Consider the following 20,824-nt stretch of genomic DNA (forward strand, 5'->3'; position numbering starts at 1 on the left):
GATAGCCAAAATACATAAGAGATTCAAGGACCTTCGAAAAGCAGAAGATAAAATAGGTAGTTTGTGCTGTCATTTCTGCCTCTTTTTAGTGGAACCAACTATTGACATGGCGATGTAACACATGATACATTATGAAAAATTGTTATGAAATAATATCTAAACAACGAAGACGGAGAAAAGAACCGAACATGATTGTTCAGAGAGCTGATGGTTGGTGAAAATCAGTAATCATACGGTATTCCTTTAGCGCTCCTGAGTTATTGTATCGAACTAAAAGTAGGTACAATCGAATGATTCACGTTATGAATCTGGTCTTATATAGATCATTAAGGCAATTGCTCAACGATAGGGCAATCGCGAATTAGGGTGGCACCACGACAACTCTCGTCCCTTACTACGGAAGTAGTATGCGGATTGAGAGTTTTTTTGCGTAAAATCGTGCTTGTGTTCGATTTCTGTTCATTTGTTACGGAGTCACACTATACCACTTCAACGCATTACTTTTTTACCGAGTTTAAGGAAATGGCTTAGTTCCACGCATGAACGCCGCTTCTTATTCTATAAATGTTGTTCAAAATCAAGGAGGACGATGATCAATGTTAAAAGTTTTGGTATCTGATCCAATCAGTGATTTGGGAATTCAGCAGCTCATGGATGCTGAGGATGTCACAGTTGACAAGAAGACAGGACTTACAGAAGAAGAACTTATTCAAATTATTGGAGATTATGATGCACTTCTTGTTCGTAGTCAAACCCGTGTAACTCCTGCAATTATGAAGGCAGGTACGCGCCTTAAAGTAGTTGGACGTGCTGGAGTCGGAGTCGATAACATTAATCTGGAAGCAGCTACTGAACGAGGTATTATCGTTATTAATGCACCGGATGGAAATACAATTACGACCTGTGAGCATACATTTGCTATGATGATGGCTCTTGCGAGACATATTCCACAAGCTTATGCCAAAACCGTAAACGGTACTTGGGATCGTAAAACTTTCCTTGGTGTAGAACTGCGAAACAAAACGCTCGGTGTACTCGGTATGGGTAGAATCGGAAGTGAAGTAGCAAAAAGAGCTAAAGCTTTTGGTATGAACATTCTAGGCTATGATCCATTCCTCACAAAGGAACGTGCTGAGAAAATGGGCGTCACCCTCGCTTCCGTTGACGATATTATTCATAATGCGGATTTTATGACCGTTCATACTCCGCTCACACCGGAAACGAAACACATGATCGCTCGTCCACAGTTTGAAGTCATGAAAAGAGGCATGCGTATTATTAACTGTGCCCGCGGTGGAATCATTGATGAAATGGCCCTAGTGGAAGCAATAGATGAAGGAATTGTAGCAGGAGCAGCATTCGATGTGTTTGAGAGCGAACCACCGGCTCCAGATCATCCATTTTTAAGTCATCCGAAAATTATCGTTACTCCTCACCTCGGTGCTTCCACTGTCGAAGCCCAAGAGAATGTAGCGATTGATGTATCCGAGCAGGTTCTGCATATACTTCGGAACGAGCCTTTCAAAAATGCGGTTAACATGCCTCCAGTGGCGCCAAGTGTTATGAATATTATCCAGCCTTATTTCAAACTTGGGGAAACACTAGGAAGCTTTGCAGCACAGATTGCGAATGAAGCCGTACAGGAAATCCATGTTGATTATTCTGGAGATTTGTCTGAGGTGGATACACAGCAGCTGACACGTTATATTTTGAAAGGTGTTCTGGAAAGACATCTGGGCAGTGAAGCGAATATCGTAAACTCCATGCATCTGGCGAAGATCCGTGAGATCAATGTTGTGGTATCGCAAGCGCCTCGTACAAAAGGTTTCACAAACCTGATCACGGTAACACTCAAGAACCAACATGAGCAAGAAAGACGCATTGCAGGCACATTACTCGCAGGTTATGGTGAGCGTATTGTAAGACTGGACCACTTCCCAGTGGACTTTGCACCTGAAGAGCATCAAATTCTGATCTCGCATAATGATAAACCAGGTATTATCGGGCGTGTAGGTACTCTCTTAGGTGAGAACGACGTTAACATCGCCTCCATGCAAGTAGGTCGTAAAATTATCGGTGGAGCAGCCATTATGATTCTTACAGTCGACAAAGAAGTTCCAAAAGAAGTGCTCAAGAAACTTACTGCACTGCCTGAACTAAACACAGCACAAGAAATTGTACTGCACAAATAATATATAAATTACTACAAAACATAAAAGCTGGTCTTTAATGACCAGCTTTTTACTATGTTCGAATAAATAGATTATCCATTTTCGTATTCTTTCCTCACGATTGAACAGATTAGATGGAAATTGTTCCACGTTGAACAAGATTAATCGGTACTGTTCAACAAAAAAAGCACCTTAAGCAAGGTGCTTTTTCATAGAAAAGATCAAGTAAGCATTGATTTATCCGATTTGTGTTGATTTATGGGAAGAAGAATGGTGAACTCTGTACCTTCACCAGTGGTGCTGTCTACTTCAATCGTTCCTTGATGTGCATCGATAATATGTTTGACAATAGCAAGTCCAAGCCCTGTACCTCGGCCTACATCACGAACCCTTGCTTTGTCTGCCTTGTAGAATCTTTCAAAGATGAAAGGTAGATCTTCACGTGGAATCCCCTTACCTTCGTCTTTAATTCGGATTTCAAGTTCCTCTGCATTCTTGGTAGAAGCCATAATATAAATATGTTTTCCAGAATGAGTGTGTCTAAATGCATTATCGAGCAAATTAGTAAATACCTGCTCCAGTTTATCCTCATCTGCTGCTTCTAGTATTAAGGTTTCGTCAGGATGCTTATACTTTAAGAGCAAACCTTGATCCTTCGCTACCACACTAAACTTACGGTATACCCGATCAAGGAGCTGGTTCAAATCTACTCGTCTGAGGCTTACATCGGTATGCCCTGCCTCCATCCGAGCCAGATCAAGCAAGTCCTTAACCAAGCGGCCCATTCGTAAAGATTCATCATGAATGACCTGTATCAGTTCTTCACTTTCCTTCGGAGAGGCAGCCATTCCGTCAAGCAACGCTTCACTGTACCCTTGTATCATAGATAACGGTGTCCTGATCTCGTGAGAAATGTTCGCTATAAAATCACTACGCATTTTCTCGAGATGTGCTTCTTCCGTTACATCCCTGAGTACTGCTACCGCCCCTCTACTCCCTTGTTCTGCATGCAAAGGGGCCATCTGTACAGACCATACGCTCTGTTTCACATGTACTTCCGCACTTTGGTCTTCACCTCTGCTTACAACAGCCTGAAACAATGGACGTAGCGGTGCTGGGACGTCCCTCATCGTTTCGCTAGACTGCACCTCAAAAGAGTATCTCTCATCAATCTCGGTCCATTTGATCCCTTGCCAAGCGGACATGACTTTCTTTCCTGGTGGATTGGTAGAAATAATCTTCCCTTCACTATCAAAGGAGACAACGGCATCGGTCATACTACGGAGTACGCTGGCTACACGTTCCTTCTCATGGTTCAGGTTGCGAATCGTATCTTCCAGTTCACCTGCCATATGATTAAATGTACTTGCAAGTTCACCAATTTCATCACTTGTAACAAGGGAAAGCCTTGTATCATAATTTCCTTTGCGTATCTCGTTCGTCGCTTGAATGAGCTTCTGCATGGGCTGCGTAATTTTACTTAGAAGAAAAAGTGCAAAAAAGGTAGTTAAACTAAAACCGATAATACATACAAACACAAACATTCGTTTGATATCACCGGACTCGCTCGCAGAGAAGTTAATATCAATATAAGGGAGTAAGAATACTCCCAATGTCATAAGGATACAAGCAACTAATAAAATAATGGTATACCACAGCTTACCAACCAGTGATTTCCAGAACTTCACTACTTCGGAACCTCCAGTTTGTATCCAACTCCCCATACAGTTGTGATCATGGATGCTGCTTCTGGTGAAACTTTATTCAACTTCTCGCGAAGACGTTTCACATGGGTATCAACCGTACGTAAATCTCCAAAAAACTCGTAATTCCAAACATCTTTAAGTAAGTCTTCTCTAGAAAAGACCTTGTCCGGAGACACGGCTAGATAATGCAGAAGTTCATATTCTTTTGGAGTAAGACTGACCTCTTCCCCATTCGCTGTAACCCGATGAGCATCATGCTCAATGAGCAGATGCGGAAATACAATATTGTTGCTCGAGTTACTCTCTTTAGAAAGATACGCAGTAGCAGATGCTCTACGTAAAATAGCTTTGACCCGGTAGATCACTTCACGAGGGCTAAAAGGCTTGACTACGTAGTCATCTGCCCCAACTTCAAAACCCTGTACACGATTGATTTCTTCTCCTTTGGCTGTAAGCATCAACACGGGTGTTGATTTCACTTGACGTAGACGAGTACAGACTTCAATACCATCCATACCAGGCAACATCACGTCCAGCAAGATCAAGCCATAATCTTCTGATGTCGCTTTACTCAGTGCGGATTCACCATCCTCCGCCTCATCGATGTCATAGCCTTCTTTTTCCAGATACATTTTTAACAGTCGCCGAATTCGTTCTTCATCATCGACGACGAGTATCCGGTTCTCATGATCTGCCATTCGTATGATTCGCCTCACTTTCCTAAACCAATTCTCATAGTATGCTCTATTTGAATAAAAACATAAACTTCATTACCCGTTATTCCGTACCAGCGTAGGAATGAAGTCCCGCAATAATCAAGTTCACGCCAACCAGTGTAAACATCACGATCAGGAAGCCGAGTACAGCAAGCCACGCAGAATTACGTCCCTGCCAACCTTTGGACAAACGGAGATGCAAATAAACACTATAGTATAACCAAGTGATAAGTGCCCAAACTTCTTTAGGATCCCAGCCCCAGAAACGTCCCCAGGCAATCTCTGCCCAAATCATTGCAAATATAAGTGCACCTAAGGTGAAAATGGGAAATCCTATTGCGATCGCCCGGTAACTTATTTCATCTAGATCGTCAGGATCAATATCCGATAGATGAGGACTCAGTGCCTTACCGAGTGGTTTCCGAATGAGCAAACGAAGTAACCCATATAATATGAGTCCAGAAACAACAGACCAGATCACTGTATTCAATTTGCGGCCAGCATTTACACCATTCATCCAAGCAGGTGCTTCAAATAATGGTTCCTTTATACCAAGGAATGAAGTATAGCTTTCTGTATTACTGTTATGTGGTGCTACAATGGGCGGCATGTGATAAATGACTTTCTCTATTTTACTATTATCTGTCCCCCCGGTGTCAACGTTACTCGCTTGTTGTTGCACAAATACCGCTTCGTACCCGCTTGCACGAAAAGCAAAAACCGTACCAATAAATCCTATAACAATAATAATAACAACGAGGGTAAATTCAACCCATCTTTGCTGTTTTTTATCAACTTTCGCAGAACTGTCAAATTTAACGGTTCTCAAAAGATACATAAGCCCTGCAGCAAAGCCTACAGCAAAGAACGATTCACCCAGTGCGGCAAGCGTAACATGAATGTTTAGCCAGATGGATTTGAGAGAGGGTACAAGAGGTTGTACTTCCTGTGGAAACACAGCCGCATATGCCATCAATATGATTGTAATAGGAAGCGCAAAAAGTCCAAGCAAAGGTGTTTTGTATATCATATATAGCACGGTAAAAGCAATGACAACCATCATCGATAAAAACGTCATAAATTCATACATATTGGATACAGGAATGTGTCCAGCTCCGGCCCATCTTGTGAAGAAATAGGTGAGTTGAGATACTAGTCCGACCAGGGTTGCGATCAGACCGAATCTGCCCCATTTTTTCACATGCACTTCAGGCTCACGATTGCTAAACTTCCGGCCCATTATGGCAATAGCATATACAATAAACGCTGCACAATATAAGAAAAAGGCTATCATAAATGCATTACTGCTTACGTCCAGCAAATTATTCACGCTTTATCCCCTCCGTTGTCCAATGACTTTTCATCCACTTCTAGATTACATTTTCTCAGCACATCAGCCACTTCACGGCGTAAGCCAAACCAGTTCTTATTCGTGTGTCCTCCCAAAGTAAGAAGTCCACTATCAATTCGAATCCAGATTCTGCGATGTTGCCAATAAAAGCCCATGACAAGACCCAGCATGACGATTGCAGCACCTAACCACACAAACGGCATTGCTTTATCGACACGAATATTAAGATACGTTGTGGAATTAATAATGTCGACATTATCCATTCCGTTCACATCGAGCGTAAGCGGAAGAATTCCTTCGCTCAATCGTTCATTAATTAAATCCTGCTGAAAGCGTTCCTTGTCGATTTCCTTAGGAAAGTACAAATACTTAACACCTTCTTCAGGTAAATCCTTGCCAGTAATTGTAAATAAAAAAGCAGGAGCATTGGGATTAGGAGTCTTGGATACCGGTTCCCCGCGATCATTGAGTCCAAAATCCATAAATTTGCTGCTAAGCGTAAGCTTGTAGGGTCCAGCTTCGAAATCCATTTGTGGATTGTTCATACTGAGCTCTATCGTTCCATAGGATTCACCCGTCTTCGTGTCGATTACTTCGGGGGAAACCGCTCTCAGTATAGGCGTTAAATCAAAGTCATACTGATAGGCTTTAAGCCCTTTGTAATCCATAGGGTCGTTCACCTGAATAAAATGATGATCCACTTGTTTAAGCTGTGGTTCTTTAGAAGGGTCCGTACAGTCGGCTGTACATTCATAAAGTTTCGCTTCTGTTTCAAACAGTTTGGGAACAATCTTCCCTACATTTTGAAATTCTTCGGGTGTTTCTTCTTCGCTGTAGTATTCAACCCGGAAATTTACATTTTCCAGATAAAAGGTGGTGTCTGGTATATTCACAAGCTCACCTTGTGGAAATGCTACATGCTTGTCCATATGAAGCCCTGGTAACCCTCGTGCCAGTACAGCAAGCAAAAAGATAATAAGTCCGATATGTATAACATAAGGTCCCCACCGGCTAAAACGATATTTCTCTGCGAGTAACGCAGAATTTTCAATCTTTACACGGTATCCTTTTTTCTTCAAAGGAGTAACCGCTTTCTTAATCCATTCCTGGGCTTCCTCTTGAGGCATTTCTGACTGATAAGTAAGTCTCTGTCTTGTTAGAAATTGAATGTGTTTAGGGATACGCTGCTTGTTAAGCGCCTTATAGAGTGGGAGCACCCGATCCAGACTGCAGATGACAAGTGATGCGCCGATCATAACGAGCAACAATATAAACCACCAGGATTCGTATGTATGTGATAGTCCTAATTTGTAGTAAATGTCTCCTAGTACGCCGTACGTTTCTTTGTAATAGACAGAGGGATCTAGATTTACAAAAGCATTTTCCTGAGGATAGATGGTGCCCAGCATGGCTCCAACCAAAGTAAAGACGATCAGATAGATCGCCACTTTAACAGAAGAAAAGAAATTCCATACTTGATCAATGACATTAGGATTGCTTCGCTGCGATCGTCTTGCCCTGCCATCATAACGCATTTCGAGCAATTCAGTTGAGGCAAGATCTTTTTCATCTTGCGGCTTCCCGCACGCCTCACATAATACAGTTCCAACCGGATTCTGATGACCACATTCACACTTTGTATTTTGAATCATGATGACGTAAGCCTCCTATTCGCTCAGTTTGAATTTACTAGCTGCTTGATTTTATACTCCAGCGTGTCCAAATTCAGCTGACCTTCAAATTTCTCGGAGATTTTACCGTCTCTAGATACAAAAAAAGTAGAAGGCATCGGCGCAATACCAAAAAGCCCAGTCACTTTTCTCCCTTCATCATACATAATCGGAAAATCCACGCCAACTTGGCTAACAAACTGATTAACTGTCATCCGATCTTCTCCTACATTAACACCGATGAACACCACGCCCTGCTCTTTCCATTTTTCCCATTGCTTCTGCAGGGCGGGCATTTCATCAACACATGGCTCACACCAGGTTCCCCAGAAATTGATTACCATAACTTTATCTTTGTACTCTGCAAGGTTATGAACTTTACCGTCCATTCCAAGCAGCTCAAATTCAGGTACACGATCACCGACACCGGGTTTTCCATCCGAACCAAAAACAGACGAGCCAATGGCGTAGGCACCCAAGATGACAATGAATATCAAAATAACAACCTGAACGGTTCTTTTTGACTTCCCCATCGTTAATGCGCTCCTTTTATGACAATCTTGTCCAATTCACCAACCTATGGATAATTATAACGAAAATTGTCACAAAACTTCGTCTGTTTTTTGAAAATTATGTGTCCTTACGAATTTATTTGCGGTTTTTACTTTTTACGGAAGCGGATTGAGCAGATTGCATCAAGTTATTAATCTCCTCTTTCGTCAAGTGACGGTATAGTCCCCGTTTCAGATTTTGAAGGAGAAGCCCACCGAAAGATACCCGTTTAAGTCTAGTTACCGGATGATTGATTGCTTCAAACATACGGCGAACTTGACGATTACGTCCTTCATGAATCGTAATCATGATAACGGCTTCCTTATTGTCAGTATCCACATCCTTGTATTCTACTTCTGCAGGATGCGTCATACCGTCTTCCAGCATGATCCCTTTTCTTAGCTGATCAAGCGCGGTACCGTGTGGTACCCCTTTAACGGTAGCCAGATAAGTTTTCGGTACATGATGTTTCGGATGCGTAAGCAAATGAGCAAATTCACCATCATTTGTAAGCAGTAGCAAACCTTCTGTATCATAGTCCAGTCTTCCTACAGGATAGACTCTTTCTTTGATGCCCTTAAGGTAGTCTGATACGATTTTTCTGCCTTCAGGGTCAGAAGCACTTGTGATAACTCCCTTAGGCTTGTTCAGCATGACATAAATTTTCTTCTCACTACGGATCGGTCTTCCGTTTACCGTAATGATATCCTCATCGGGATCTGCTTTCGTTCCAAGCTCGGTCACTACTTCTCCGTTCAGTTCTACTTTACCGGATAGAATAAGCTCCTCACTCTTACGTCTGGAAGCGATACCCGCTTGTGCAATAATTTTTTGTAATCTCTCCATATTCAATAAGTCACCTCAGGGATTAATGATACCCATCAAGAGCAGAAATAACAAGGTTATCAAAAGGAAATAAACCCCGGGTCGCTCTCCAGGGCAATGGACTGAGCGAATTCGAGGTTTAACCAAATACAAGAAGACATATAAAAATGGCTGCAACAAAGCCGACTAGGTCTGAAAAAAGCCCTACTTTCAACGCATATCTCCCATTCCTTATACCAACCGCACCAAAATAAACAGTGAGTACATAAAACGTAGTATCCGTACTTCCCTGTATCGTTGAGGCAATTCGTCCAATCATGGAATCAGGACCATACGTTTGAATTAGATCCGTCGTAAAGGCAAGAGAGCCCGTCCCGGTTAAAGGTCTGAGTATCCCAAGCGGTAAAATTTCTGGCGGAACGCCCATCCAATGAAAAAAAGGGGCGATGAACCCCATAAAAAAATCAAGGGCACCCGAGGCACGGAATACACTGATTGCAACCATCATGCCGACAAGATGAGGAATAATGGATATCGCGGTCCCGAATCCATCTTTGGCACCATCCACAAATGACTCATAGACAGGTACTTTTCGGTAATAAGCATATAATGGAATAAATGCGATAATCAGAGGTATTGCCCATGTGGAGATCAGATTGATAAAGGATAACATGTGCTCACCCTTTCACACTTGTTTCTGCCTGAGGGGGTTGTTTCCTTTTGGGCCTGCCCATGGGGGTACGTGGTACTCTGCTTCGATAATATCGATCAAGAATAATTGCAGCCATCGTAGCAATTGCGGTTGCCACAAGTGTAGTTCCTACAATTTCAGCGGGATGGGCAGAATGATAATTAAGCCTAATAGCGATAAGTGTGGTAGGGATCAACGTAATGCTGGCTGTATTTAAGGCAAGCAACGTACACATCGCTGGACTTGCCACTTGTTTGTCTGGATTTAATTCTTGCAGCTGTTGCATCGCTTTAATCCCCATCGGGGTAGCTGCGTTTCCAAGCCCAAGTAAATTAGCACTCATATTGGACAAAATGTACCCCATGGCAGGATGATTCTTAGGAACGTCTGGAAATAAATAACCGACGACCGGGCCCAATAATTTAGCAATCTTGGTCAGCAATCCGGCATCTTCCGCTATCTTCATCATTCCCATCCAGAAGACAAGTACGCTAATTAAACCGAAGCAAACGGTAACACCTGTTGCCGCCCCGTCAAAAGCTGACTGAGTGACAACTTCGATGTTACCCTTCACCGCTGCAAAACAAAATCCGATCACAATCATGGCAAGCCAGATGATATTTATCACCTTGATCCCCTCCCACTTTGGCTTACAATTTATTCTCTTCTAAATATTTGGTTCAGCACTTCTTTTAGCGAACTCATGAGTGTACTCTTATGGATCAGATTGTAAGACAAGACCGATGTTGTAGCCGAGGTATCTTTAGGAATGTAGCTCCCCTTTTTGTAGACCGGAATATGACCGATCTTAACCCCATTCAGCATAAATTCTACCCGGCCTTTGAGGCCAAAATTAGAATCCTTGTCTACAACCTTTTTAGCTTCTTCCAGCTGCTGATCATATAGAATCAGCTTTGTTTTTACATCCTCCACTTCGGTAGAGAGCAAAGGATATCTGAAGGAGTTACCCGTAACATATTGAAACTTCTGGATAGACTGTCCTTTCTGAGCAAGATCAACTAGCGGAAAATGCTCAAATCCGAAGTTTAGCATTTTAGCATGATCATTCCAGTCATCACCATCATTCAAGGTTACAGCTGCCAGTTGTTGTCCTTCACGAGTAGCAGAACTCACAAGACATCTGAATGCCTTCTTGGTGTAGCCAGTTTTTACCCCATCAGCTCCTTCATAGAGCCGCAACATCTTGTTTTTGTTAAGCCAGTTATAATCCCATGATTCACCTGGATTCGGTGCTTTCTTTTGCTGGGTGCCCACAATTCGTTTGAAATCGGCATTATGCAGTGCATAAGCGGTTAGCTTGGCCATATCATTGGCTGTAGAATAATGCCCCTCTGCATCAAGCCCATGAGGGTTCTTAAACTGTGTGTGACTCAATCCAATTTCCTCAGCCTTTTGATTCATCAGATGGACAAAACCTTCTTCTGATCCTCCAACGTGTTCCGCAATAGCTGTTGCCGCATCATTTCCTGACCGAAGCATAAGACCAAAGAGCATATTCTCAAGGGTCATTTTCTCCCCAAGTTTTAAATACAAGGAGGAGCCTTCCTTGCCAGCTGCATTTTTACTAACGGTCACCATACTCTTTAAGTCTGCTTCTTCAACCGCAACGAGCGCTGTCATGATTTTGGTTAAACTTGCAATTCTCATTTCCTTATTACCGTCTTTACTGTACAAAATACGTCCAGAACTTACGTCAATAAGTGAAGCTGTCTCTGCATGAGTATCAAGCGCTGGTGGTTCCTTATGTTCAGGTGTATGATCGGCATAAGCTGTAAGTGGTGACAACATAAGTGTCACAATTAATGGCAACACACTACATTTTTTCAACAGGTTCATAGGTTCTCCTCCGGGTCCTCTACAGAATCTTGTACTATTCTATGGGCTCGTACATGGAAGTATGTCCACATCGGACGATTTTTCTCATATAACAAAACAAAATCCCCCTCCATCGTAAGACTGGAAAGGGAATTTTGAGTTTACTTTACACTTCATAAGTAGAAGTCGTTGTGGTGTGCGCTTGGTCATTCTTGAACAAGTGTTGAATTTGATCAATCACTTTCGGTGCCTGATCGATAATCTTCTCAAGCAAATGGGTATGGTTATCCAAAGGAACGATGTGAACCCCATCTTTACCGACGACGAGAAATGCAATCGGATGAATAGATACACCTCCGCCACTACCTCCGCCAAAAGGATTCGATGTCGTAGACGAGTGGGCCCCGCCGCGATCATAGTCGTGATCAGCGTCTGGGTGAAAATCACTTCCTCCTGCAGCAAAACCAAATCCTACGCGGCTGATCGGTAAAATAACCGTACCATCCGGTGTCTCCACCGCATCGCCAACAATGGTATTTACATCAACCATCGCTTTAATATTTTCCATGGCTGTCTTCATTAGACCTTGAATTGGATGATCTGACATAGACTACATACCTCCTACTTATCAATAGTTTGACATAGTATAGGTTTCCCAACTTTCGGTCTCTCTATGTGCCTATAACAAGAGAATATTAAAAAAAGATTCTCAGGTATGTTGCACTAACCCAAATCACGACGCCACGCGAGAAGTCCTCCGTGAGCATCGGTAAGACGCCGAGTCACCATATGAAGAATTTTCATCCCCCTGAAAAACTTTATGTACGCCCGAAACTCAAATGTCGTATTAAGAGCCCATTGCTCATCCCACAAAGCATGCACTTGAATATCCGGTCCTTCTGCAAATTTGACTTTGTAAGATAACCATCCGAGCATCATATTCTTAATCCCCCATGTCAAGCCTGTAAGTATAGAGGTAAATACGACATCTTCTGTGCCTAGCTTTGAGTGCCACAACAGTTTTGTGATTCGGATCATAGAAAAATCGTATGTATTCCAAATCTGAAGTGCATAAGCACTCTTCATTAGCTCCTCCAATTGATAGGTGAACCCTTTTTCACCTCGCTTATTAGTGGAACCCGGCTCTTCATCACTCTTATCTTGTTCACCCTTTTGTTGCGATGTATTATTATCCCCCGGCTCTACTACCGTATTGTTCTCATGCCGAGCGAGTCTCTTCTCGTTCATTTTCTCTTTCACAAGTTCTGCGATTTGTTTCTTTAGCTCTTCAATACGCTGCTCAGGAACTTCGTAGTTGTAACGGATAATGCCGTATAAAAGCTTCACACGAAATTCCATTTGCGCCTTTGAATTGTGCGTCTCTAAACTAGCTTCAATATGTATATTGGATAGCAAGACCAATATGATGATCAGGATAATAACAGCAATAAATATCGCCCCAGCCCAAATCCACACGTGGGTTCCTCCTGTTTTTAAAAGGCTCTGCTCACTTCCATGCATGCATTAGTCTAGTATGTTCATAAAAATTGGAAACCATTCGAATGTCGAACAAAAAGAAACCGATGCCCTTAAATAGGAGCATCGGTTTCCCGGTTAACTTTCATTTACATTGTCTTCTTCGAGCATATTCTGTTCAAGCTTAGTAAACAGAAGCTGTGTCTCTTCTTCCAGCGGATCAGCTTCCTCAAACAAATTGGGCTCTGGTAAGTCTTTAATCGTACCAAGACCAAAATAATCAAGGAAGGCCTTCGTTGTTCCATATAAAATAGGTCTACCGATGGCTTCCGCTCTTCCTACTTCGTGAATTAAATCTTTGTTGCTCAGCGTATGAATCGCTCGCTCTGATTTGACACCACGAATCTCTTCAATCTCAATTCTTGTAATAGGCTGACGATAAGCAATGATGGACAGCGTCTCAAGTGCTGCTTGGGAAAGGGAAGAACGTGAAGGCGAATAAGCTAGTTTCTCAAAATATGGGGCATGATCAGGGAGTGTACCCATTTGGTAATTGCCCGCAATTTTCAATATCTGGAGACCTCTCTCCTGCTCTGTATATTCTCGCTTTAATTCCTCGAGGGCATCGGTCACGATATCAGGAGATTCGTTAACGATTTCCGAAAGCTGCTTGACGCCAAGGCCTTCCTCTCCCGCCAGAAACAAAAGCCCCTCAATAATCGATTTCAATGTTCGAAAGTCCATCGATCTGTTTTTCCCCTCTCCATTCCATCACGATATCTTCAAACAATCGTTCCTGGTAACATACAATTTTCTTCATTTTCATCAACTCCAAAATAGCTAAAAACGTAACAACAATCTCTTGACGAATCATCTCTTCATGAAACAGCTTGGAGAAAAGCATTTTCCCACCAAACCCTTTGGCTTGCAGTGCTCCTGCTACATCTCGAATCCGGTCTTTAACCGATATCTCATCCCGATGAATTTTGGCTACTGCCGGTTGCCGGGAAGACCTGCTTAGTGCCTTCTGAAAAGCAGCAATTAGATCTGAAGCGTGTAGCCCTTGTACCGGATTACTCGGCTCTGCCTGAACATATGGAGTTAGATCTTCTGGCTCCTTGGAGAAAATAAGACTCCTAACCGATTCCCTCTCGTGTAAATGACGGGCAATACCTTTGAATTTACGGTACTCCATCAGTCTCTGTACGAGTTCTGCACGAGGATCATTCATATCCTCTTCCATATAATCATCATAGGTTTCAAAATCCGCAAACACCGGAGGTTTGGGAAGCAGTATTTTGGATTTAATCGCAAGCAAGGTTGCTGCCATGACGAGGAATTCACTTGTAATATCAAGCTCTAATTCCTGCATGGAATGAATGTAGTCCATATATTGATCTGTAATATGACTGATCGGAATATCTTGGATGTCAATTTCATGTTTGTCAATCAAGTGCAATAAAAGGTCCAAAGGTCCTTCAAACGTTTCAAGCTTATAGGTTACAACCGTCAATGGACGCATCCTCCCGCTTCAGTTACAAAATACAAGTGCCCTGCCCCCGCATCTTTTTGTATTTTACCAAAAAGATGCGAGTACAGGGCACTACATTAAATAAGCACTATTTTAGCTGTTTCGTCAAGTTTGCCATTTCAATTGCTGCCACTGCCGCATCCCATCCTTTGTTACCCGCCTTGGTTCCGGAACGCTCAATTGCCTGTTCAATATTCTCGGTGGAGACGAGACCAAAAATAGTAGGAACGCCGGTCTTCAGATTAATAGCTGCAACTCCTTTAGACATTTCATTACATACATAATCATAATGTGTTGTAGATCCGCGAATGACGGTAGCCAGCGTTACTACAGCATCGTATTTGCCGCTCTCGGCCATTTTTTGAGCAATCAGCGGGATTTCAAATGCACCGGGAACCCATGCTACATCGACTTCATCGTCCTTCACACCATGACGTTTAAAAGCATCCAAGGAAGCAGACAATAGCTTGCTTGTCAAAAATTCATTAAACCTTCCTACAACCACACCGTATCGTAATCCCTCGGAAACCAAATTTCCTTCAAAATAATTTGCCATAATTTACTTCTCCTCTTCTCTTCTAATTAAAGATCTTTATCTTCGTTCTGTTCTATATCATCAAAAGTTAACATATGACCGAGTTTCGCCTGTTTCGTATGCAGATAGGAAGTATTATCTTCGTTCTCAGCTATCTGAATCGGAACCCGCTCCACGACTTCCAGACCGTATCCTTCCAGTCCTTTTATTTTGCGCGGATTGTTCGTAAGGAGCTTAATCTTACTGACACCAAGATCTTTCAAAATTTGAGCACCTATACCATAGTCCCGAAGATCGGCTGGAAAACCAAGCTTCAGATTTGCATCTACGGTATCTAAGCCCTGCTCCTGAAGTTTATAGGCCTTCAGTTTATTAATAAGGCCAATTCCTCTTCCTTCCTGACGCATATAGAGAAGGACACCACTTCCATTTTCGTGGATTTGCCTCAGTGCTGCGTCAAACTGAGGGCCACAGTCACAACGATGGGAATGAAAAACATCCCCTGTCAAACATTCCGAATGGACACGTACAAGTATCGGTTCATTGGGATCTAGCTCCCCTTTAACGAGAGCTACATGTTCTTTGTTATCCACTTCATTAGTGTAGGCAACCGCACGGAATTCTCCAAAATCAGTTGGCATTCGAACACTAACTTCCCGTGTCACCAGATTTTCTTTCGTATTCCGATATGCAATCATGTCCTTGATAGTAATCAGTTTCAGATCATGTTTCTGTGCAATTTCATAGAGATCAGGCAGACGAGCCATCGAGCCATCCTCTTTTATAATTTCGCATATTACGCCAGCTGGATACGCTCCGCTCATTCGTGCCAAATCCACAGCAGCTTCCGTATGTCCAGCACGTCTAAGCACTCCGCCTTTTTTGGCAATGAGAGGAAACATATGTCCTGGTTTTCTGAAGTCTTCGCCTTTTGCATCAGGATCAATAAATGCTTTCACCGTGATCGAACGCTCATGCGCTGAAATACCAGTCGTTGTCAGTTTATGGTCTACGGATACGGTAAAAGCCGTCCCGTGGAAATCTGTATTTTGCTGCACCATAGGTTTCAAATCCAGCTCATCGGCCCGTTCCTGCGTAATGGGTACACATACCAGTCCTCGGCCTTGTGTAATCATAAAATTAATTACTTCCGGAGTAGCCAGTTCAGCTAGGGCAACAAAGTCCCCTTCGTTCTCACGGTCTTCATCATCAACGACGATAACGACCTTTCCTTTTTGCAAATCCAGAATGGCTTCTTCTACTGTATGAAACAGGAATGTATTCTCCATCGCAATAACCTGCTTTCATTTGTTTGTCTTCTATCTATTTTTTTCATGTTCAGGAAAAACCATGACTGCTTAAAAAATCATAGCTGAGTGCAGAGGATTGATCAGCTTTTGAACCTGAATGATTCTGCGCATAGCCAAGTAGGTGATTCACATATTTACCAATTACATCACATTCAATATTTACGATATCTCCCGTGTTCCGATAGGCCAGCACCGTCTCTTGCAAAGTATGAGGGATGATGGATACCGTGAACGCACCGCCCGTTACATCCACTACCGTTAAGCTTGTTCCTTCTACTGTGATGGATCCTTTTGGAATAATATATTTGAAAACATCTGTATTCATTGGAGAAATTTCAAATACTACTGCATTTTGATCCCTCTGAGTGGAAGTAATCTGAGCTGTACCGTCCACATGCCCTTGGACAATATGTCCACCAAACCGACCTTTTGCAGACATCGCTCTTTCCAAATTGACATAACTTCCATTACCGAGCTGTTTCAGATTGGTGTGCCTGTATGTCTCCGGCATAACATCAGCAAGAAAACCGGAAGCTTCGATGGATGTAGCCGTGAGACAAACACCGTTTACAGCTACGCTGTCTCCAATGTTTAGATCTTCCATAATCCTTTTGGCTGAAATTCCAAGCACCATCGCTTCCCCTTTTCGGCCTATACTCCGAACTTTGCCCACCTCTTCTATTAAGCCAGTAAACAAAACAAATCACTCCTTATCCACTTTCCGGCCAGACCGGCAATCCTGTAATTCGGATATTGTCACCCATAGTCTCCACCTCAAGATTATTCAGCTTAATGGCTTCACTCATACGTTCTACCCCTTCAAATTGAAAACTGCCGGGGTTATGATATCCCCCAACAATCTTGGGTGCAATGAACATAATCAGCCGATCCACCAGCTTCTTCTCCAGCATGGCTCCACTAAGTGTTCCTCCGCCTTCCAGCAAGATAGAGCCAATCTCAAGTTCGCTAAGTTTGCTAAGCGCTGTAGGCAGATCCACCCTTGGACCGGGACCACAGCGAACGACCTGAACACCTAGATTTTCAAAATATTTAGCCGCTTCAAAGTCAGCTTCATCTGTTGTCAGGAGAATCGTTGGTGCTAGACCGTCTTTCACTAGCTTGGCGTTTCTGGGGGTCCGAAGTTTTGAATCAACAATGATCCGAATTGGATTTATTCCATCCACAGGTAACCGGGTTGTTAACTCGGGATTGTCCGTAATAACGGTCCCCACTCCCACCATGATTCCCTGATGTCGATGCCTGAGCATATGGACATGTTCTCTGGCTTGGTCATTTGAAATCCACTTACTGTCCCCACTTTTGGTAGCGATTTTGCCATCTAATGTGGAGGCCGTCTTTAGAGTGACAAACGGTATTCCTGTGGTGATGTACTTGATGAATTGCTCGTTAAGGCGTCTCGCACGGTCTCGGAGTATACCAACTTCCACTTCAATTCCGTGTTTACGAAGTATCTCCACTCCTTTACCCGCCACCTGATGATTTGGATCCTCGCAGGCTACAATTACTTTTTTCACTTTCATGCTAATCAGTTTTTCGCTGCAAGGAGGTGTTTTCCCATAATGACTGCAAGGTTCGAGCGTAACGTAAACCGTGCTTCCTTCTGCTTCACTCCCAGCCATCGCAAGCGCATGTACTTCGGCATGACCTTTTCCTCTTTGCAGATGAGTACCAAGACCAACCATTCGGCCGTCTTTGACGATAACACAACCTACAACCGGATTAATTCCCGTTTGTCCCTGCGCCCGTTCCGCCATATCAAGGGCAAGTGACATGTAGAACTCATCATTCATCAATTCCATCTCTGTTACCTCATTTCTCTGCGAACCAAAATAACAAAAAAGACCCCAAACCGATAAATAAACCGGAAGGGGCCTTAGAGAGATCGCTGAATAAAAGCATAACAAATCAAGTTCACAGATTCTAATAAGCTATTCACAGGGTACGCCAAAATAAACGTACACACCTAAGAAACGCTTCAATAGACTCAAACGATTTATATATGCCGGTAATAAACAAATAACGTCTATGTACCTTCATTCCTTCTCTCATCCAGACTATACTGTCGGTTCCGGAGTTGCACCAGATCCACCGTAAGCGTTAGCTTAGCGGGTCACGGACTTAGACTGTTCCATGTACAATTCATGCTCATGGAGGTCATCACCGCCGGTAGGGAATTTCGCCCTGCCCCGAAGGAAAATACAATATGAAGTTGTAAAGCTTAAGAGAAATATTAGCATCCTCTTAACTAAAAATCAACAGTATCCATAATTAGTCTTTCTACAAATATAAAAAACACCCCTACAATTAGGGGTGTTAACATATTCATTTGAATCTAATCTTATGCGTCAAAAACAGATACACTCTTCATTTTGTCGCCTTGTTTCACGCCATCGATGAATTCCATACCTTTAACAACTTTACCAAAAACAGTGTGAACACCGTCCAGATGTGGTTGTGGCTTGTACACGATAAAGAACTGGCTTCCGCCTGTGTTTTTACCAGCATGTGCCATGGAAAGAACACCTTTTGTGTGTTTTGTTGTGTTTGTAGCTGTTTCACAATCAATGGAGTAACCAGGACCGCCAGTACCGGTACCGTTAGGGCATCCGCCTTGAGCTACAAAACCTGGAATTACACGGTGAAAGCTTAGTCCGTTATAAAATCCTTCGTTTGCCAATTTTTCAAAGTTTGCTACTGTGTTTGGAGCTTCTTCTGGTAGAAATTCTATTTCAACAGTTCCACCATTTTCGAGTTCGATGATACCTTTTTTCATTTGGTTTCACGTCCTATTCTTTATTTTCAGTTCAATACTGTATGACTTCAGGCATAAGGTCTACCTTTTCCTTCGTCACGCCATGATTAGTTTACTATGAAATGGACAGATAAGCAAAATATGAGCAGCATTTTCTATCATAAATTACAAAATAACAGACCTGCCCAAAAAGACCAAGGGGGTCCTGTCTTCATTTCGAGCATAGGCTCTAAGAAGTAAGGTTCTTGGTCTTTTTGTTTCACGGGCAGTTAACCCCTATAAACTTAGCGGATTAGGAAGTTACCGTTTGCTTATTCATGCGAGCAGGAATCATATCATTGCGCACGATATCATCATGACTTTCTCTGCGAACGACTAGATCGCTCTCTCCATTTTGAACAAAAACAACAGCCGGACGACGAATTCGGTTATAGTTGCTAGCCATGGAATAGTTGTAAGCCCCTGTGCACGCAACAGCGAGCAAATCTCCTGTTTCTACTTTTGGTAGCTCCAGGTCCCAAATCAGCATATCTCCGCTTTCACAAGCTTTACCAGCGATAGATACAGTCTCTGATACAGGTTCATTTGCACGATTCGCAAGCATTGCTTCATACTGAGATTCATATAAAGCAGGACGAGGATTATCCGTCATTCCACCGTCGACAGCAACATATTTACGCACACCAGGGATGTCTTTGCTTGTACCTACGGTATAAAGTGTTGTACCTGCATCTCCTACGAGGCTGCGGCCTGGCTCAACCCAAATTTCAGGAAGCTCTTCACCAATACCAGCAAAATGAGTTTTTACGCCATCAGTAATCGCTTTAACGTACTGCGAAACTTGAAGCGGTGTGTCGCCTTCTACATAACGAATGCCAAAACCTCCGCCAAGATTTACTACTTGGAAAGTAATGCCCAGTTTTTCTTTGACTTCCCTCGCAAATCCAGCTACGCGTTCTACTGCCATTTGGAATCCTTCCACCTCAAAAATCTGGGATCCAATATGAGAATGCACTCCAAGCAACTGCAAATGAGACTGCTTGCTTGCCACTTCGATCGCTTCAAAAGCAGATCCGTTTCCGATATCAAATCCAAATTTCGAATCCGTTTGACCTGTAGAAATGTACTCGTGTGTATGAGCCTCTACCCCTGGTGTAACACGAAGCAAAATTTTCACTTTCTGATTCTTCTCTGCTGCCAAAGCTTGAAGTAGATGAATTTCAGTAAAGTTATCTACTACAAAACAGCCGATTTTTGCATCAAGCGCCATTTCAATTTCATCAGGTGTTTTGTTGTTCCCGTGAAAATGAATACGTTCCGTCGGGAATCCTGCTTGTAATGCTGTATAAAGTTCTCCGTCCGATACAACATCCAAGGACAAGCCTTCTTGTTCTGCAAGGGCACACATTGCTTTTACGCTAAAAGCTTTGCTGGCATAGGCTACTTGAAACGTAAGCCCTGAAGCTCTAAATGCATCCATGTATTCTCTAGCACGCTGACGAATGAGCTGCTCGTCGACGATATATAGCGGTGTTCCGTATTCTTCTTTAAGCTGTACCGTATCGCATCCACCGATTTCAAGATGTCCTGAAGCATTAATTTTGCTAGTACCGTGTAAATACATAATTCGTTAGTCCTCGCTTTTCCTGGAATGAAAAGATTCCATCGAATTTTTACATCA

20 protein-coding genes, 1 riboswitch and 1 other annotated feature are annotated in these 20,824 nt (G+C 42.8%); of the genes, 1 reads left to right on the forward strand and 19 read right to left on the reverse strand.

Features of this window, described 5'->3' with window-relative positions; translation table 11 throughout:
• Nucleotides 1-157: 157 nt before the first annotated feature.
• Nucleotides 158-395, forward strand: a binding site (T-box leader).
• Between the two features lie 201 nt (nt 396-596).
• Entirely contained in the window at nt 597-2,192 is a 1,596-nt protein-coding gene (serA, locus tag KFT32_RS00620; RefSeq protein ID WP_211745065.1) for a phosphoglycerate dehydrogenase, read from the forward strand.
• A gap of 200 nt (nt 2,193-2,392) precedes the next feature.
• On the opposite strand, the gene KFT32_RS00625 is transcribed toward serA, so the two are convergent.
• The 19 genes from KFT32_RS00625 to lysA all read right to left on the reverse strand — a co-directional run bounded on the left by KFT32_RS00625 (nt 2,393) and on the right by lysA (nt 20,767).
• Nucleotides 2,393-3,859 (reverse strand): ATP-binding protein, encoded by a 1,467-nt coding sequence (locus KFT32_RS00625; RefSeq protein ID WP_211745066.1) that lies wholly within the window; start codon nt 3,857-3,859, stop codon nt 2,393-2,395.
• Nucleotides 3,859-4,575 carry a response regulator transcription factor gene (locus tag KFT32_RS00630; protein ID WP_191799217.1) on the reverse strand — a complete coding sequence of 239 codons (717 nt, stop codon included), beginning with the start codon at nt 4,573-4,575 and terminating at the stop codon, nt 3,859-3,861. Before KFT32_RS00630 ends, KFT32_RS00625 begins: the two co-directional genes overlap by 1 nt.
• A gap of 79 nt (nt 4,576-4,654) precedes the next feature.
• Entirely contained in the window at nt 4,655-5,887 is a 1,233-nt protein-coding gene (ccsA, locus tag KFT32_RS00635) for a cytochrome c biogenesis protein CcsA (protein WP_211745562.1), read from the reverse strand.
• A 32-nt stretch (nt 5,888-5,919) separates the two neighbouring features.
• On the reverse strand, nt 5,920-7,596 hold the full coding sequence (gene resB / locus KFT32_RS00640; protein WP_211745067.1) for a cytochrome c biogenesis protein ResB: 1,677 nt from the start codon (nt 7,594-7,596) through the stop codon (nt 5,920-5,922).
• 23 nt (nt 7,597-7,619) lie between these two features.
• Nucleotides 7,620-8,147, reverse strand: coding sequence for a redoxin domain-containing protein (locus tag KFT32_RS00645; RefSeq protein ID WP_211745068.1), 528 nt, complete (start codon nt 8,145-8,147; stop codon nt 7,620-7,622).
• A 115-nt stretch (nt 8,148-8,262) separates the two neighbouring features.
• Nucleotides 8,263-9,012: a pseudouridine synthase gene (locus tag KFT32_RS00650; RefSeq protein WP_211745069.1), complete on the reverse strand. Its 750-nt coding sequence runs from the start codon at nt 9,010-9,012 to the stop codon at nt 8,263-8,265.
• Between the two features lie 118 nt (nt 9,013-9,130).
• Entirely contained in the window at nt 9,131-9,664 is a 534-nt protein-coding gene (locus tag KFT32_RS00655; RefSeq protein ID WP_211745071.1) for a spore maturation protein, read from the reverse strand.
• A gap of 4 nt (nt 9,665-9,668) precedes the next feature.
• Nucleotides 9,669-10,310 carry a nucleoside recognition domain-containing protein gene (locus KFT32_RS00660; protein WP_211745072.1) on the reverse strand — a complete coding sequence of 214 codons (642 nt, stop codon included), beginning with the start codon at nt 10,308-10,310 and terminating at the stop codon, nt 9,669-9,671.
• Between the two features lie 29 nt (nt 10,311-10,339).
• Nucleotides 10,340-11,539, reverse strand: a complete 1,200-nt coding sequence (locus tag KFT32_RS00665) for a D-alanyl-D-alanine carboxypeptidase family protein (protein ID WP_211745073.1) — start codon at nt 11,537-11,539, stop codon at nt 10,340-10,342.
• Between the two features lie 145 nt (nt 11,540-11,684).
• Nucleotides 11,685-12,125: a GerW family sporulation protein gene (gene ytfJ, locus KFT32_RS00670; RefSeq protein ID WP_211745074.1), complete on the reverse strand. Its 441-nt coding sequence runs from the start codon at nt 12,123-12,125 to the stop codon at nt 11,685-11,687.
• Nucleotides 12,126-12,241: 116 nt separating this feature from the next.
• Nucleotides 12,242-12,994 (reverse strand): DUF2953 domain-containing protein, encoded by a 753-nt coding sequence (locus tag KFT32_RS27540; RefSeq protein WP_211745075.1) that lies wholly within the window; start codon nt 12,992-12,994, stop codon nt 12,242-12,244.
• A gap of 138 nt (nt 12,995-13,132) precedes the next feature.
• A complete protein-coding gene (scpB, locus tag KFT32_RS00680; RefSeq protein ID WP_211745077.1) occupies nt 13,133-13,738 on the reverse strand; it encodes an SMC-Scp complex subunit ScpB in 606 nt (201 codons plus the stop codon).
• Nucleotides 13,707-14,507: a segregation and condensation protein A gene (locus KFT32_RS00685; protein WP_249344807.1), complete on the reverse strand. Its 801-nt coding sequence runs from the start codon at nt 14,505-14,507 to the stop codon at nt 13,707-13,709. The genes scpB and KFT32_RS00685 overlap by 32 nt, the downstream gene beginning before the upstream one ends.
• Before the next feature lie 106 nt (nt 14,508-14,613).
• Complete coding sequence (ribH, locus tag KFT32_RS00690; RefSeq protein ID WP_211745080.1) at nt 14,614-15,081, reverse strand: 6,7-dimethyl-8-ribityllumazine synthase; 468 nt, start codon at nt 15,079-15,081, stop codon at nt 14,614-14,616.
• Nucleotides 15,082-15,107: 26 nt separating this feature from the next.
• Nucleotides 15,108-16,349, reverse strand: coding sequence for a bifunctional 3,4-dihydroxy-2-butanone-4-phosphate synthase/GTP cyclohydrolase II (locus tag KFT32_RS00695; RefSeq protein WP_283246396.1), 1,242 nt, complete (start codon nt 16,347-16,349; stop codon nt 15,108-15,110).
• A gap of 49 nt (nt 16,350-16,398) precedes the next feature.
• A complete protein-coding gene (gene ribE / locus KFT32_RS00700; RefSeq protein ID WP_211745081.1) occupies nt 16,399-17,067 on the reverse strand; it encodes a riboflavin synthase in 669 nt (222 codons plus the stop codon).
• A gap of 13 nt (nt 17,068-17,080) precedes the next feature.
• A complete protein-coding gene (ribD, locus tag KFT32_RS00705) occupies nt 17,081-18,190 on the reverse strand; it encodes a bifunctional diaminohydroxyphosphoribosylaminopyrimidine deaminase/5-amino-6-(5-phosphoribosylamino)uracil reductase RibD (protein WP_211745082.1) in 1,110 nt (369 codons plus the stop codon).
• A gap of 234 nt (nt 18,191-18,424) precedes the next feature.
• Nucleotides 18,425-18,589: riboswitch (FMN riboswitch) on the reverse strand.
• Between the two features lie 140 nt (nt 18,590-18,729).
• Entirely contained in the window at nt 18,730-19,164 is a 435-nt protein-coding gene (locus KFT32_RS00710) for a peptidylprolyl isomerase (protein ID WP_211745083.1), read from the reverse strand.
• 271 nt (nt 19,165-19,435) lie between these two features.
• Nucleotides 19,436-20,767, reverse strand: coding sequence for a diaminopimelate decarboxylase (gene lysA, locus KFT32_RS00715; RefSeq protein ID WP_211745084.1), 1,332 nt, complete (start codon nt 20,765-20,767; stop codon nt 19,436-19,438).
• Nucleotides 20,768-20,824: the final 57 nt, after the last annotated feature.

The sequence above is a fragment of the Paenibacillus sp. Marseille-Q4541 genome (assembly GCF_018310695.1).
Taxonomy (GTDB): Bacteria; Bacillota; Bacilli; order Paenibacillales; family Paenibacillaceae; genus Paenibacillus.

Bases quoted from the DNA above. Each gene is read 5' to 3' on its own strand.
- KFT32_RS00655 (WP_211745071.1), bottom strand. From the start codon at position 9,664: ATGTTATCCTTTATCAATCTGATCTCCACATGGGCAATACCTCTGATT.
- ribD (WP_211745082.1), bottom strand. From the start codon at position 18,190: ATGGAATTGATGAATGATGAGTTCTACATGTCACTTGCCCTTGATATG.
- ribH (WP_211745080.1), bottom strand. From the start codon at position 15,081: ATGGCAAATTATTTTGAAGGAAATTTGGTTTCCGAGGGATTACGATAC.
- ccsA (WP_211745562.1), bottom strand. From the start codon at position 5,887: ATGATAGCCTTTTTCTTATATTGTGCAGCGTTTATTGTATATGCTATT.
- KFT32_RS00695 (WP_283246396.1), bottom strand. From the start codon at position 16,349: ATGGAGAATACATTCCTGTTTCATACAGTAGAAGAAGCCATTCTGGAT.
- scpB (WP_211745077.1), bottom strand. From the start codon at position 13,738: ATGGACTTTCGAACATTGAAATCGATTATTGAGGGGCTTTTGTTTCTG.
- resB (WP_211745067.1), bottom strand. From the start codon at position 7,596: ATGATTCAAAATACAAAGTGTGAATGTGGTCATCAGAATCCGGTTGGA.
- KFT32_RS00665 (WP_211745073.1), bottom strand. From the start codon at position 11,539: ATGAACCTGTTGAAAAAATGTAGTGTGTTGCCATTAATTGTGACACTT.
- KFT32_RS00710 (WP_211745083.1), bottom strand. From the start codon at position 19,164: ATGAAAAAAGGTATCATCGAACTCGAAAATGGTGGAACTGTTGAAATA.
- lysA (WP_211745084.1), bottom strand. From the start codon at position 20,767: ATGTATTTACACGGTACTAGCAAAATTAATGCTTCAGGACATCTTGAA.
- serA (WP_211745065.1), top strand. From the start codon at position 597: ATGTTAAAAGTTTTGGTATCTGATCCAATCAGTGATTTGGGAATTCAG.
- KFT32_RS00630 (WP_191799217.1), bottom strand. From the start codon at position 4,575: ATGGCAGATCATGAGAACCGGATACTCGTCGTCGATGATGAAGAACGA.
- KFT32_RS00645 (WP_211745068.1), bottom strand. From the start codon at position 8,147: ATGGGGAAGTCAAAAAGAACCGTTCAGGTTGTTATTTTGATATTCATT.
- ytfJ (WP_211745074.1), bottom strand. From the start codon at position 12,125: ATGTCAGATCATCCAATTCAAGGTCTAATGAAGACAGCCATGGAAAAT.
- KFT32_RS00650 (WP_211745069.1), bottom strand. From the start codon at position 9,012: ATGGAGAGATTACAAAAAATTATTGCACAAGCGGGTATCGCTTCCAGA.